This window comes from Bradyrhizobium sp. USDA 4452, from assembly GCF_054063575.1.
In genome coordinates, this window is sequence record NZ_JBSSGK010000001.1 from 5,235,115 (window position 1) to 5,249,945 (window position 14,831).

The following is a 14,831-nucleotide window of genomic DNA, read 5'->3' on the forward strand; positions in this document are numbered from 1 at the left end:
TCGAATGGTACGCGTTGAGGTGGAAGATCGAAGTCTTCCATAAGATCCTCAAATTTGGCTGCAAAGCAGAGGACTCAAAATTGCGAACTGCTGAGCGTCTGGTCAATCTGGTCGCGGTCTTCTGCATTGTGAGTTGGCGCGTCTTCTGGATGACGATGCTCAATCGCTCTTCACCGAATGTCGTACCGCAAACGGCACTGACGGATCCCGAAATCAGGCTTCTTGATCATTTGGTGAAAGACAAGGGTGGCGATTGCTCTCGACGAAGCACGCTCTCGCACTATGTCGTCAAGATCGCGCGGCTCGGAGGATACCTGGCCCGAGCCAACGATCCGCCTCCAGGAAATACCGTGATCTGGCGCGGACTATCGCGGCTGACCGACATCGAACTTGGAGCCGCAATCGAGGCAACAATTATGGGTAATTGAAAGATCAGCTTGCCGCTTACGGTGTAGGTAGGTGGTCGACCGTTAAGAAGCCGGATTGAGCTGAGCTGGGCAGTTGAGCGTGTGCCAGAGCGAGACCAACAATAGGCGCAAAAGTTCTCTGAACCAGGCGAGGATGCGACGGAAGTTGTGGCCGACGGCTGAGAGGACGACGTTGGCGGCATCGCCGGCGCGGCCCTTGAGGTAGCACCGGCCGAGGTGTCCTTCAGCCTTGAGGTGTCCGATGATGGGCTCGATGGCGGAGCGGCGCTCGCGCTTGATGGCGCCGAAGACACCGCGCTTCTGGCCGGAGATGAAGACGCGGCGGGGATTTTGCGCGTCGTGGCCGCGGTAGCCCTTGTCGACATAGGCCCGCTCGATCGCGCAGCCGGTGAGTGTCTCGGTGCGGTCCATAACGTCCCGCAACGTGTGACCGTCGTAAGGGTTGTCGGGCAGCGACCTGGCATGCAGCACGAACAGGCCGCCGGGGGCGCGGCGATTGTTGGTAACGATGGAGGCCTTCACGCCGAACTCGTAAGGTGCGGCGGCCTTGCCCTTGCCGATGCATTCCACCTCCGGGGCATGGAAGGAATAGAGCTTGAAGCCGCGCTGGCGCTGCTGCTGCGATCGGATCTGCGTGGCCCGACCAAGCGGAAGGGCGAACGCTCCTCCAGCGTCGCCTGACCTTCGATCTTGCGACGAATGTCGCGGATGATCCGACCCAGCCGGCTGCGCAGGATACGCAGCTGCCGCTGATGCCGGTTGAACCGTTTGGCGTGAGCGTAACGGCCCGCCATCATCGCCGCGCTTTTTGCCACGCGACAATAGGATTGCCGCAGCCTGACCCCGTGCTTCCTCGCCAGACGGTTCAGCCCCCAGATCGCTGCATGCAGCAGTTTGGCGTCGGTCGGGAAGCTGATGGCCTTCGGTTGCACTGTGGTGTCGATCGTGACCCGCTTGAGGTCCTGGCTGCGTAACGCACCGGCCTCGTGCGCCACCCGAAGGCTCTCGGCCAACAACCGCTCCAGCTTGTCGCCGAGCCGCTTGCGCCAATGGCTCAGGTCCGAGCGCTCGTGCGGGAAAACGTGCTGGAAAAACTCTTCGCCGGTGAAGAGCTGGAAGTACGGATCGTGGACCCAGCGTTCGCACACCCCCTCATCGGACAGCCCGTAAATGTGCTTCAGCAACAGCAGCCCGATCATGAAGCGGGTCTCGATCCCAGGCCTGCCGCTCTCGCTGTAGAGCGGCGCGATCTCGCCGTCGATCCAGTCCCAGTCGATCTTGCCGGCAAGCAGAACGAGCTCGTGCTTCATGTTGATGATCTGGTCCAGCCGTGCCCGGAACAGATCGTTCGATCCCGTCGTCTTGTGCTTCTTCGGCCGCATCGTCCCTCCGATGCACCACAGAAGCACGGTTCACAGCAGAGAGGAATCCACAAAACGAATTTGCAAGGTTTGCGGCCATCAAGCCTCAAATCCCTGCAATCTCAAACGCCATCAAATCCCAAAAACAGAATCCCCCTCAATCGCTTACAGGCTTGTTCACAGCCGACTAGGTGTGCAGGGTGTTCGTATTGTTGGCGATCGCTCGCGCCCAGGGGGCGCGCGAAACGACCAGTTTTGAGGGATTCTCAACCAACGACACGAAAGGAGATGCTGCTGTCTTGCCGCGCATATGCCATCCGGCCTGGCGCGCCCGATCCATGGGATATCGCTCCAATGGAAGAATGATCTCGCGCCGTGTTACGGACATGAACGCGGTGCCGATGGACGCTGTCGTCGGGAGCTGCGGTCGGGGACGACCATCGTGCAGATTGCTGCTCGGCGAGTTCGATTTCGTTTCTGAGCGCATCCAGCGTGGCACCTGTTAGCGTTGCGGCGAGCTGAGCACGCGCACTGACAAATATCTGGCTGGATAGCGAACTGTTTCCGGGGCCACCTCGTTCAGCACAGACAAGGACGTGGCAGTGCCGGAATCTGTCGCGAGGGAGACTGAATCAGACGCACTAATCGGCCACCTGGGCCGAGAGAGAGGATGTTCGCCTCATCCATGATCCTCGCGCTCGGCAGATGAATGAAGCTGATGCAAAGATACATTGCTCCTTCGCCTACCTGCCTATCGGGCAGGACCCGGGATCGTTGCAAGGGGGAGGCCTCGATCGCGTAGTAGCGATCACTTCCTCGGAGGCGGGGCCCTCCGTTCCATTGAGCATGGCAGATACGCGCCAGCGGAAGGCTGTTTGCGGCGTCAGGCCGGAGTCACCGAAGCTTGCGCCTGCTACCTCGCCAACCGTCTGAAACGCACGATCGGCGCCTGCACGCTGGACCTTGTAAGTCGTTGCTCCCGATACCGGAAACCAGACAAGATCAACGCTGCTATCCGAAGCATCGTTCGCCGTGAGCCCTTGAGGTGCTGACGCCGATTGATCGTTTTCACTGACGAGCGTCGCGTTGGGCGTCGCGTTCCCCCCGGTGAGCGCGTCTAGCATGGCCTTGATCGCCTTGATTTGCGGTCCGGACTTGGTGACATAGTCATCGGTGTGATTGACGTAGCTCCACCAGTCCCAGCAGGCATCCGGATTGGTCGGCCAATATGAGTGGGGCTTGGTTTGAGGATAGAGAATGATAAAACTGTTCGTATCCGCCCACGCATTGTAGCCGGCATAGTCGACAAACTTGGGCCCGATTTGATCGACATCCTGCTTGCATCCATGCAGCGCCACGTGAACGCGGCATGGAGCGCCCTGCTCGCAGTCCTGAGGTACAAAAGCATAGCCTTTATCGCCCAGGCTCAGCTCGTCGGGTGTATACGGCCTAGTATAGAGTGACTGATCGAAGCTCTTGAGTGTACCCGCGAGTTGCCCGCGATTGAGTGGGTTCAGTCGGCCATAGATGTGCTGCAGAATGATTCCGGCCTGATCGTAGCCGCATTGGTCGATATACGGTTCCTTGTTGGCGCTGCAGTCGTTCAGTCCCGCGTCGTTCTGTTTCGTCACGACGAAAGAATGGCCCGCGCCAAGCACGGTCTGATAGAAGAGATTGCCGCGCTTGCCATCGCCCAAATAGTGGCGATAGAACTCGGCAGCCGCATCGGGCGCGGCTTTATAGACGACCGCGTCGTTGTAGCCGTGAAAGAGGTAGATTTTCTGCCTGGCAAGATTGCTAAGTGGATCGATCTCGCCGGCTGACGCCTTCGCATCAGCTTGATTCGTGAAGTGCTTGATGTTCAGGTCCGACGCAGGCCCTTTCATGCATTGACCCGTCGCCCGCCAGATCGGCCCCCAATACCCGGTGATGACATCGTACCAGTAGTTCGCCTCCGCGCACCAATAGGGGCCGCCAGCGACCGCACCGACTCCCTTGATGATCGAAGACCAGGCTGTGCCGAACTGGATTGCCATGAAGGCGCCGGATGAAATGCCGGAGACCGAGCTCTCGCCGATCGGCGCATTATAACTGCGCAATGCCGAAGGCTGGGCAGCGAGCGGCGATATTCCAACGGCCATAGCACAGATCAGGCCGACAACGTGTTGCCGCAACATGGTCACGTGCATGGAAGCCTCGCCAATCAACAGGCCAGTGATTGGACAACCGTAGGGCAATTGAACGGGACAAGCGACCCACCAAAAATGAGGGGAGTCCGCCAATCCGCTGGATAGTTGCCGAGCTCTCCACGTGACGATGAAACGAGGACGGCGCCCAGTCGCGTACCCGGTCGACGAGCCTCGTTTCGCGCCAGACGACGCTGTGAATCGGCGTGGGGTCCGGACGCCGATCGGCGTCCCAAGTGCTTGATTGACTTCGCGCGTGCGGGGTCAATGTTCGGGTCTGACTCAGATCTGATGATGTTCTCTGCCGAGCTTGCGGTTCTCCAATGGGGGACTCAGGACCATGCGAGCCGGCATTCGAATTTCGTCGCTTGTGCCGAATGGGTTAGCTATCGAGAGCGTAAGTGATTCATCTGACTCGATTTTTATAGCCGTCCGAGCGGAAAGCGGCGTGGCCGAATGCCCATTATGCGGGGCGAGATCAAGCCGAATCCATAGCCGATACGACCGACAGGCTCCGGATTTGCCTTGTGCTGGCAAGGAAATACGCCTCCGCGTGATCACGCGGAGGTTCGTTTGCGAGGTGCCTCATTGTCGGCGGCGGATTTTCGCTGAACGGTTCCGGGACGATGTTCTCCCGTCCCGGTCGCGCCGGACCGCACGGCTGGATTGCATCGTCCACCATCTGGGGGCTGGTACTGGGCGGCAGACCTGCAGCGAGCTTTGCCAAAGGACTGATGCTGCCGGCCAGCAACGATACGTTGCTTCGGGTTGTGCGACGGCGGACGGCGCTTCGAACGGATCCGCTGACGGTTGTCGGCATTGATGATTGGGCTTTTCGACGCAATCGCCGCTACGGAACGATTGTCTGCGATCTCGAGCGACGACGGATTGTGACGTTGTTGCCAGATCGCGAGGTCGCGACAGTTCGAGCTTGGCTCGCTGAACATCCTGGGATCAAGGTCGTGTCACGCGATCGCGGTGGCGGTTATGGTGAGGCGGTTGCCAAGGCACTACCCGATGCGGTTCAGGTCGCCGATCGTTGGCACCTGATGGAGAACGCCGGCGCGCGCCTTCCTCGACGCGGTGCGCAAGTCCATGCACGCAATCCGCAGCGCGATCGGTTCGCCAACAATCACCCCAGAGCTGCTCACCTCGGCAGAGAAGCTGCGGTACGAGAGCTATCTGCGGCGGGAGGATACAAATGCGGCGACGGATCGAAAACAGTTTTGCCGCAAGTTCGCGGCCGGGACAGAAAGGGAAGATCCAGACATGACCGGGCTGGCCGTTATGGAAAATGTGCGCCGCTACCGTGCAATAGCTTCGATATGTCGCCAGACCGCGGCATTTCGACCGGTACTGCGCTGCTCTCTGCTTACGCAGGCTGAGGAGTGGGAGCGCCGGGCGGTTGTAGAGCTCGAAAGACACTTCGAAAGGCATCGTCAACTTAATCGACCGCCGAGCTGAAGGAGGCGCGACTCAAAGGTTCGAGATTCGGCGATAGCGCTTGTCGTGGAGATCTCGCGCCAAGTCGCAAAGGCTCGCTCGCGCGAAGCGCGACGGAAGTCGGCCGTGACGGCTCCGGGATAGGGAAGTGGAAAAGGTTCGACCTGATTGTGAACTGACAGAAACCGTTGAGCCTGATGGGACGATTTGAAACGCTTCATGATCCGCTCGCGTCAGCCGCGTCGGCTGATGAGAATTCTCCGCCCGATCGTTGAGAGCTTTGTGCTGGCTATGTTCGACGTGAAAGCCCATCTTCGCTCTCGCAGCGCCGTACGAACGCAGCTTGTCCGTGATCATCACGCGGGGCGGCGTGCCGGCGGATTTCAAGAGCTTCTTCATTGCGCAGTGCGCGAATCTCTTCGGCGCTGGATCAAGACGTCGAGAACGAAGCCATTCTGGTCGACCGCGCGCCAGAGCCAATGTTGTTCGCCCGCGATCGAGATACGACCTCGTCCAGATGCCATGTGGCGCGAGCGGGAGCGCGCTGGCGGATCCGATCGGAGAACGCCTTGCCGAATTTCCGTCCCCACTGGCGCACGGTTTCATAGGTCACGCCAATGCCACGCGCCGCCAGCATTTCCTCGACCATGCGCAAGCTTAAGGGAAACCTGAAATACAACCAACCGGCATAGCTGATCACTTCCGGTGGGAAGCGGTGGCGGCGATAAAGAGGGTCCCGGGTGGTCGGCATGGCCCGTCGTCTACCCCGTCGGCCGCTCTAATTCGTTAACTTGACGGTGCCGTCCTGACGCCTGGAGCAGCTGAAAGCTCAAGGTGCTGAGGCTTGTGCGCTGCTCGACCATCTCCTTTCGTAAATTGTTATCGCCTGTGCCGCGGCGACGATGCCCTTCGATTTCGTTCGTCGCAACTTCAGACACTTTCGTCCTGGGCTGTGTCGGACCTCTCTCTTCCGCGTGCCGACACCACCGCCTTCCTCGTTGCGTTATGTCTCGATGATCACCTTCAAGGCCCCGGTCTCTGCCGCACGCGAGAACATGTCGTAGGCGTCCATGATTTCGTCGAGCTTGAAGCGGTGTGTAATCAGCAGCTTCGGTTCGATGCGGTGGGAAACGACCGTCTTCAGCAGCATGGGCGTCGAGACGGTGTCCACCAGCCGCGTGGTGATCGATATGTTCTGGAACCAGAGCCGTTCCAGGTGCAGATCGACCTTGACGCCGTGTACGCCAGCGTTTGCCACGACGCCGCCCGGCGAGACGATGTCGGTGCAGAGTTTGAAAGTCGCCGGTACACCGACGGCCTCAACGGCGGCATCCACGCCCTCTCCCCCCGTCAGCGCGCGAACCTTCTCAACTGCTTTGCCGTCGGCGCTGTTGACCGTCTGTGTCGCGCCAAACTGGCGCGCAATGGCGAGGCGCTTGTCATTGACATCGATCACGATGATCTCGGCAGGCGAGTAGAATTGTGCGGTCAGCAGCGTAGCCAAGCCGACGGGGCCGGCACCGACGATGGCGACGGCGGAGCCGGGCGAGATCTTGCCGTTGAGCACGCCGCACTCGAATCCGGTGGGAAGGATGTCGCTGACCATGACGAGAGCTTCCTCATCGACCCCATCAGGCAAATGGTGGAGGCTGGTGTCGGCATGCGGCGCCCGGACATATTCGGCCTGCGTGCCGTCGATCTTGTTGCCGAGGATCCACCCGCCGGTGCGACAGTGCGAATACATACCTCTCCGGCAGAAGTCGCATTTGCCGCAGGACGATATGCAGGAGATGAGGACGCGGTCACCCGCCTTGAAAGCGGTCACGCCACCGCCGACCTGGTCAACGACGCCCACGCCCTCATGGCCTAGGATTCGGCCGGGCTGACAGGTCGTTACATCGCCCTTGAGGATGTGGAGATCAGTGCCGCAGATCGCGGTTTTCACGATGCGCACGATGGCGTCTCCGGATTCCAGGATGGCCGGTTTCGGTCGCTGCGCGAGAGACTTTTTACCGGGACCTTCGAAGATAAGCGCTTTCATTTCGCATCTCCTCCTTGCGTATTCAGTCCGCCGGTTTTGCCTCGGGCAATTGCCACCGTCGCCCGGTAGAGCCGAACCGTGTAGTTCCAGACTTTGGTGATCGGCAGGCAGTTTTGGATCTTGCCGTCGTAGCCTCCAAACTGGCACCGCAACTGAGCCGTCCGAGCCAGCCGCGCACTGAGCTTGCGAACGCATCGGTGGTCATGCCGGCATACGGCACCGCCATTAATCTGCACCAGGCCCCTTCTCGCCGCTGGCGGCAAGCGCCCCCGCTGTCCTTCTCTAGAATCGCTTTGAACGGCTGCCGCGGAAGAGCGCGCGCTCGACCACGCTGATCTCGGCGTCGAGTACAGGATCGTGGGCAGCGAGCCGCAATGCCTCGATCGCATGCGTGGCGCGACCGGTTCGAACCGTTGCAGCCAGTCGCGCGCGAACACGTCGCGCTTGCCTCGACATGCAGGTCACCGCATCGAAATGCGTCACGTCGATTCTTTGCGTACCGACGTCTGAAGCGACGATTGAGCGGGGTAGAGCTTGAGCCCGTCTAGGACAGCAAATTTCGCCGGCGACAACAGCATCGTCGGAATGCCCTCGGTCCTCGATAGTGACGGTTCGCGTCACGGCATTCCCGGTCTCGAGCTGATCCGACGAGCGATTGATGGTCTGCGCGATCGACAGACTGCCTGCAGCGAGGAAGGGCTGCAGATCGGATGCCACATGCGGGATGAAGGTCTGAAATGCGATCCGCGGGAGCGTGAGCGTTGCCTCGCGTGTGGCCGGCGGATCGGCCGCACAAATGGCGACGATCGTCAGGCCAGAGATCGCATAGCTGCCCGGCTCCTGCGGATGGATCGCGAATTCGAACCGGACGCCGCCATAAGTGAGGCCGTCGCGCTCTTCGCTCTCATTGGAGCTGCGCAGCTGGCGCGTCAGGGCATTGCGCGGTTGGAAGTCTGGCAGCTTGGGCGGCGCCGTCATGTAGTTCGGCGCCAGCACCTCGATCCGCTGCGTGGCAGCCTGTCTCACCACGACGCACGGCGGATCGAGCGTCACCCGCAGGATCGGCTCGGGCGTGTGTTCCTGAGCGTGGGCCGCGCATGGCGCGAGCAAGCCAAGCATCGGGGCTGCGTTAAACTGCGGATACCTCATTGCTTCGCTCCCGCAGGCTGCGTCGCATCCTGGTGGGCAACTTTCAGCTTGAGAAATCAGCAGGCGTGGCCTGAACCTGTCCAGGCTTCGGCGGCGCGGGGCGTGGTCAAGTCTGCCGGTGTAACCTGATCTTCTTGCCCCCTTCTGGGCTAGGTGGTTCCGAAGGCCTGCCAAATAGTCAAGCCCCTCCATCGACGACAATTGCCGCAAACGATCAACTACCAATACTCGCAATTGACTGCCGATGGAGGCATGACCACCCTAGGTAATGATCGTCACTGAAAAACTGTGCTGACCCGGCTGCATCACAGGCGTTGGGGCACAGAGTCATCGTCGGCCGATGAGCACGAAAAGGATAGGGCTAAAACACACTTGGTACGTTCCCTTCAACCAGTCGAAGGGCCAAATCGATACCCCATTCGAGAAACAGAACCTTTCCGAGTGAGGCTGACGCGAAGAGATTCGCGGACGAACTGCTGAACAGCCCATCCGCGAATTCGACTACCCGCCGCTTGGGCTCATGTCCCCTCACAGCAGGGGACAAGTCATTTTTTTAGTCCTCCTTTCTCTTTTGCATTCCAGTCATACGCGCTTCCCCAAATGTGGGGCGAGGCGCACGATACGTGATGTCGGCCGCCCACACCTGGTTCGGCCGGTCGATCGTCATGTTGCGCAACAGATAGGGATAGATCTTGTGGCCCGGTGCCGGCCTCGTCGTGTTCGGCCTTGGTCCCAACGCCGCGATGCCCATCTTGCGCATCAACCGCTGCACGCGCTTGCGATTGACCTGAAGCCCCTCAGCCTTCAGCATCGCGGTCATTCGCCGCGAGCCCAGGAACGGCCAGGCGGTGAACAGCTTGTCGAGGCGCCGCATCAGGGCAAGGTCGTTGTCGTTGGCCGGCCGTGGCGGCCGGTAGACCCCAGAGCGCGCGATGCCAAGCAACATGCATTGGCGGCGGATCGACAGCGCCATGTCGGCGCGATCGAGCATTCCTCGACGGTCCGGCGTGCTCATCTTCCGGACCTCCGCTGCCGCGCTAAAAAATCGCGCTCGACTGTCAGTTGTCCAATCTTGGCGTGCAGCCTCTCGATCTCGCGTTCGCGAGCCTCCTCACTCTCCCGCCCGACACCCGCGTCAAAGGCCCGGGCCGCCTGTTCCAGCAGTTGCTTCTTCCAGGCATAGATCTGGTTCGGGTGAACCTCATAGCGCTGGGCCAGATCGGCCACCGTCGCCTGCTCCCGCATGGCTTCCAGCGCGATCTTTGCCTTCAGTGCCGCGTCGATCTTGCGTCTCGTCTTCGTCGTCATCATGCGCTCCGTCTATCAAACGAAGCAGCCCCTTCCAACTAAGCACGTGGTCCAAAAATCGGGGTCCATTTCAGTCTTCCATAAGATCCTCAAATCGGGCTGCAAAGCGGAGGAATCGAAATTGCGAACCGCTGAGCGCTTGGTCAATCTGATCGCGGTCTTCTGCATTGTGAGCTGGCGCGTCTTCTGGATGACGATGCTCAATCGCTCCACGCCGAATGTGCCGCCGCAAACGGCGCTGACGGATCCCGAAATCGAGCTTCTCGATCATTTGGTGAAAGATTGGGACGCCAACCGCTCTCAACGAACCACGATCTCCGACTACGTCATCAAGATCGCGCGGCTCGGAGGATACCTGGCACGGACCAACGATCCACCGCCAGGAAATATCGTGATCTGGCGCGGACTATCGCGACTCACCGACCTCGAATTAGAGGCCGCGATCGGGGCGACAATTATGGGTAATTGAAAGCATGTGAGATGCAGTGGGCTGTCTTGAAGTGGATCGTTGACGTCCACAGTCAAACGATATTGCCGAAATTAGGCCGTGTACCTATAAACGCGGGCGGCGTCATGTGACCGGCGATTACGTCCGCTTTGCTTCTATAGCGACCAAGTTCCCGCGGCAGCGCGGTATGTCGCGATGGGCCAACAGCCGACATCGACCGCGTAGCAAGAGACCGCCCGAGGGACGGTCTCGCGTTTGGGCGAGAAGGCGCTCCGTCAGAGATCGACCTGGACGGCAACATTGGAGCGCACCCAATCGATTGCCCGGCCTTCAGCCGCTTGGCTTGAAATTCAACGAAGGCCGGATCGGCACCCAGTGATGCCAAGGTACGCTCATAAGTTTCTACACTATCGAAGCGGGCGACGAAGGCATAGTTTCCGATCTCGCCGCCGATAACGGACCAATAGCTGACATCGGCCCCGTGTTTCCTCCAAAGTGACGCGCCGTCCTTTGCCAGCGGTGGGATAGTTGCAAGATCACTACCGGGCCTTGGATGCGAAACGAACTGCATAATGACTGCAGGCATTTTTCCCTCCGATGAGCAATGATCGCGCCAAGCAACGTGGTCATTTGGCCAGGGGAGAATTCCAAGGAGTACAGCCTCAAGCTTGATCTGGATCAATTCCATTGATGCGGCCTAGCGGCAACCTGACCGTTCCGCGCTGGATGTCGGTGCATGGAGATCGGTCATGATGGAGCAGCGCAACCGAGTTGTTCAGGTCAGCCGCTTCGGTGATCCCGGGAGATTAGAGGTGGTGGACGCTCCTCTGCCGACCGTCGGTTCGGGCGAGGTGCGCGTTCGCGTACTCGCGTCGAGTCTCAACTACACCGAGGTGTTGATCAGGCGCCATCTCTATCCGCAAACGATGCGCCTCCGGCCGCCGTTCGTAATGGGCTACGACGTGGTGGGGGCAATCGATCAGCTCGGCGAAGGCGTACACGACTTTCAGATTGGCGATCGCGTGGCCGACATGACGGTGGTCGGATCAAATGCCGACTATCGTACGCTTCGGGCGGGCGACGTGGCCCGCGTGCCGGTGGATGTGGACGCGGCTGAAGCGGCTGCGCTGATCCTGAGCTGGACGACTGCGCACCAGCTTCTGCACCGCGCGGCCAGGGTCCGGCGGGGCCAACGTGTGCTCGTGCACGGTGCCGCTGGCGCGGTCGGCCAGGCGCTGCTCGTGCTTGGAAGACAGACCGGCCTCGATCTGTGGGGCACTGTACGCCGCGAGCACATGACGCTCGTGGAAGACCTTGGGGCAACGGCAATCGACTACCAGCATGAGGACTTCACGCGGATTGTGCCGGGTGGGTTCGACGTCATTGTCGACGGCGTTGGCGAAGACGGCTACCGCCGCTCATACGCGGCGCTCAAACCGGGTGGCCTGCTCTGTGCCATCGGCTTTTCGGCGAGCGTGCAGGCACAGCGTCGAATGTTGCCAATTTTGATGGAAATCGCGCGCCTCTACCTGTGGAGACTGTTGCCCGGCGGCAAGCGAGCCCGCTTCTACTCTGTAAATTCCATGCGGGCTCGACATCCGGCTTGGTTCAAGGAGGACTTGGAGCGACTGCTCGGGCTTCTGGCAACTGGCGCCATTCGGCCGCGGATCGCCGAGCGGATCTCGTTCGAGGAGGTCGCCGATGCTCACCGTCGCCTCGAGGCTGGCGGTCTTGAGGGCAAACTCGTTCTTTGTCCGGATCTCTCCTCGCGACGCAGCCAGCGCGCGGCCTGAGGCGGTGCGCCGGCACGCTACACCCCGTGCTTCAGGGGAGGCTACGACCGCGTGCAAAAGGATCGATGAAAAACGGCTGATTTCAGCCGATTCCACGCATTTTGCCTATCTAAGGTTGTGATTCGACGGCTCACAAGCGCCAAAAAACGTGACACTCTTTTTGTCCTTTGACACTCTTTTATGTCCCAGCACAGCCGGCAGCCAGCGTGGTGCCGATCGTGCCGCCATCATGCTGGCGATGATCACGACCTGTCGCCTCAACGACGTCGATCCCAAGGCCTGGCTCGCCGACGTGCTCGCCCGTATCGCGGATCTTCCCGCTCACGTCTGCACGAATTGCTGCCCTGGGAATGGAAACTCCTGCGCCAAGCCGCCGGTCAGCAGGCCGCCTGACCTTCACGCAACGCCATCATAGAGCCCGCCGCGCGGTCTTCGTCGTATGCGTAGTGCGCCAGTGAAACTGGCGAAGGATAGTCGATGAAAGTTCGATACAGGAAAGGAGTAGCGACCCACCCTGACCCCGAGTCATGCGGAGGCGTCCGTGAGGGCGACTTCGAAGCGTTGACAGGGGAAACCGCAGGCCAGCCATTGAGCCGCGAAATCGAAAGTCTGGAGCGCCGACGCAGTTATGCAATGCGGAAGGCAACACGTTGGACGGCGTTTATCGCAAGCCACCCAACGGCTCCACGCGGTCGGAGACCCTGAGCATGCGGGGAAATCCTTCGCACAGGAACTGGGAGATCTCGTCGTCGCCCGAGGGGGAACAACCTTCGGGCAGGCTGGGGAAGGCTGAATGCCGTAAGCCCAGCACCACCGTCGACGAGAAGTCGGATGTCTGCACAGTACCAATGAACGATCTGAACAAGAGCGACGGGTCCACACCGATGCTCGCGGAAGGTCCGGAGGGAAGGCGGGCAGCCAAGGGCAATAGCAAACATCCTCCCGTGCCCCGGACACAGAGCCGGACCAGCGCGTCGACGAGGTTGGATGTTATACGTGAACTGGCAAGACGGAATAGGAAGACACGGTTCACAGCGCTGATGCACCATGTGACGCGCGAACTGCTAACGGAAAGCTTCAGGCGACTGAAGCATTCCGCTGCATCCGGCGTCGACGGAGTGACATGGCGTGACTACGAGGAAGGACTCGACGAGCGAATCGAAGTGCTTTGGGACGCGGTCCAGTCAGGTCGCTATCGGGCACTCCCGTCTCGCCGAGTGTATATCCCCAAGATAAATGGCAAACTGAGAGCGCTCGGAATCGCAGCGTTGGAAGATAAAATCGTCCAGCACGCGGTGACGACGGTCTTGAATGCGATTTACGAGGTGGACTTTCTCGGCTTTTCCTATGGATTCCGGGAGGGGCGGAACCAGCACCAAGCGCTGGACGCACTGTGGATCGGCGTTCATCAGAAAAGAGTGAACTGGGTGCTCGACGCTGACATCCGTTCGTTCTTCGATACGATCGATCACGAGTGGATGATGCAATTCCTCGAGCACAGGATCGCAGACCGCCGGCTCTTACGACTGATACGCAAGTGGTTAACCGCTGGCGTTGTCGAAGGTGGATTGAAGTCCGTAGCGCGAGTAGGTACTCCGCAAGGAGCAGTGATCTCACCGCTTCTTGCTAATATTTACTTGCACTACGTCTTCGACCTCTGGACTCATCAGTGGCGAAGTAAGTCGGCAAAAGGGGATGTCATCGTCGTCCGCTATGCGGACGACAGTGTCATGGGCTTCGAAACAAAGTCCGAGGCCCTGCACTTTCTCGACGCACTGCGTGAGCGGATGGCGAAGTTCGGTTTGTCGCTGAATGAGGAGAAGACGCGGGTATTGGAATTTGGACGGTACGCGGCCGAGCGCCGCGCACGCCGGGGGCAACGCCGCCCGGAAACGTTCGACTTCCTCGGGTTCACGCACATCTGCGCGGTGACCCGGATAAACCCGCACTTCACAATCCGGCGCGTGACCATCGCCTCTCGCTTGCGGGCGACGCTGAGTGCGATACGACACGACCTGATGAAACGTCGCCATGCGCCTATCGGTGAGACCGGCGTTTGGCTCCGTCGCGTGATGCAGGGATACCTGAACTACCACGCGATCCCGGGGAACCTGAAGCGGCTCGGCATGTTCCGCGCCGAGGTCTGCCGGGCCTGGCTGCGCTCGCTTCGTCGACGCAGCCAGCGCTCTCGCATGACCTGGGAAAGGTTCCGACGATTCATTGGGCGATACATCCCGAAAGTCCGCGCATGTCATCCGCATCCCAACCCAAGGTATACGTCATGACCCAAGGCAGGAGCCGTATGCGGTAGTTCCGCACGTACGGATCTGGGCGGGGGGCACGGAGAAATCCGTGTCCCTACCGCGACCCCTAATTCGCTGTGTCATCTCTGAAAAGAACACTGCCTGTTCGTCATAGCAATTGTTGCCGGAGATCTATCACCGGCGGACGCGATCAGACCCGCAGTTTTTCTGCGCTGCCCTTGCCACGCTTGGGGTCGACCTCGACTTCGTAAGAAGTTTTTTGGCCCTCTGCCAAACCAGAAGGTCCAGCGCGTTCTACGGCGCTTAGCCTTCTCGGCTTCAGTAGCCAAGATTGAGACGACGGAACGCCACCTTGCAGGCTTCGCGCGCTTCAGTCGACAGTCTCATCACGCTGACTTTTCCAACAATCA

The 14,831-nt window shown here is 60.1% G+C and carries 10 protein-coding genes and 4 pseudogenes; 7 read left to right on the forward strand and 7 right to left on the reverse strand.

What is annotated here, in order from left to right; genetic code table 11:
* The first annotated feature begins 14 nt into the window (after window positions 1-14).
* Window positions 15-428 (forward strand): hypothetical protein, encoded by a 414-nt coding sequence (locus tag ACVISU_RS25010; protein ID WP_456708671.1) that lies wholly within the window; start codon window positions 15-17, stop codon window positions 426-428.
* A 42-nt stretch (window positions 429-470) separates the two neighbouring features.
* Here ACVISU_RS25010 and ACVISU_RS25015 read toward each other — a convergent pair.
* Window positions 471-1,810: pseudogene (locus ACVISU_RS25015) on the reverse strand (IS5 family transposase).
* Window positions 1,811-2,532: 722 nt separating this feature from the next.
* Complete coding sequence (locus ACVISU_RS25020; protein ID WP_456708672.1) at window positions 2,533-3,978, reverse strand: extracellular catalytic domain type 2 short-chain-length polyhydroxyalkanoate depolymerase; 1,446 nt, start codon at window positions 3,976-3,978, stop codon at window positions 2,533-2,535.
* A gap of 337 nt (window positions 3,979-4,315) precedes the next feature.
* Between ACVISU_RS25020 and ACVISU_RS25025 the strand changes: the two are divergent.
* Both ACVISU_RS25025 and ACVISU_RS25030 read left to right on the forward strand, forming a co-directional pair.
* Window positions 4,316-5,184, forward strand: a pseudogene (locus tag ACVISU_RS25025) (ISL3 family transposase); the annotation flags it as partial.
* A 60-nt stretch (window positions 5,185-5,244) separates the two neighbouring features.
* Entirely contained in the window at window positions 5,245-5,439 is a 195-nt protein-coding gene (locus ACVISU_RS25030; protein WP_456710892.1) for a hypothetical protein, read from the forward strand.
* Here the strand turns inward: ACVISU_RS25030 and ACVISU_RS25035 are convergent.
* From ACVISU_RS25035 to ACVISU_RS25055, 5 genes and pseudogenes are all read right to left on the reverse strand, one after another.
* Window positions 5,420-6,169 (reverse strand): annotated as a pseudogene (locus ACVISU_RS25035) (IS6 family transposase). The gene ACVISU_RS25030 and the pseudogene ACVISU_RS25035 overlap by 20 nt on opposite strands.
* A 252-nt stretch (window positions 6,170-6,421) precedes the next feature.
* Complete coding sequence (locus tag ACVISU_RS25040) at window positions 6,422-7,459, reverse strand: zinc-dependent alcohol dehydrogenase family protein (protein WP_456708673.1); 1,038 nt, start codon at window positions 7,457-7,459, stop codon at window positions 6,422-6,424.
* Between the two features lie 282 nt (window positions 7,460-7,741).
* Window positions 7,742-8,455, reverse strand: a complete 714-nt coding sequence (locus tag ACVISU_RS25045) for a hypothetical protein (RefSeq protein ID WP_456708674.1) — start codon at window positions 8,453-8,455, stop codon at window positions 7,742-7,744.
* Between the two features lie 706 nt (window positions 8,456-9,161).
* Window positions 9,162-9,623 (reverse strand): IS3 family transposase, encoded by a 462-nt coding sequence (locus tag ACVISU_RS25050; protein ID WP_456708675.1) that lies wholly within the window; start codon window positions 9,621-9,623, stop codon window positions 9,162-9,164.
* Complete coding sequence (locus ACVISU_RS25055; RefSeq protein WP_456708676.1) at window positions 9,620-9,916, reverse strand: transposase; 297 nt, start codon at window positions 9,914-9,916, stop codon at window positions 9,620-9,622. The genes ACVISU_RS25050 and ACVISU_RS25055 overlap by 4 nt, the downstream gene beginning before the upstream one ends.
* 1 nt (window position 9,917) lies before the next feature.
* Between ACVISU_RS25055 and ACVISU_RS25060 the strand changes: the two genes are divergently transcribed.
* From ACVISU_RS25060 to ltrA, 4 genes and pseudogenes are all read left to right on the forward strand, one after another.
* Window positions 9,918-10,385 (forward strand): hypothetical protein, encoded by a 468-nt coding sequence (locus tag ACVISU_RS25060; protein ID WP_456708677.1) that lies wholly within the window; start codon window positions 9,918-9,920, stop codon window positions 10,383-10,385.
* 728 nt (window positions 10,386-11,113) lie between these two features.
* Window positions 11,114-12,157, forward strand: coding sequence for a medium chain dehydrogenase/reductase family protein (locus tag ACVISU_RS25065; RefSeq protein ID WP_456708678.1), 1,044 nt, complete (start codon window positions 11,114-11,116; stop codon window positions 12,155-12,157).
* 193 nt (window positions 12,158-12,350) lie between these two features.
* Window positions 12,351-12,550, forward strand: a pseudogene (locus ACVISU_RS25070) (transposase domain-containing protein); the annotation flags it as partial.
* Window positions 12,551-13,005: 455 nt separating this feature from the next.
* A complete protein-coding gene (gene ltrA, locus ACVISU_RS25075; RefSeq protein WP_456708679.1) occupies window positions 13,006-14,442 on the forward strand; it encodes a group II intron reverse transcriptase/maturase in 1,437 nt (478 codons plus the stop codon).
* Window positions 14,443-14,831 lie beyond the last annotated feature (389 nt).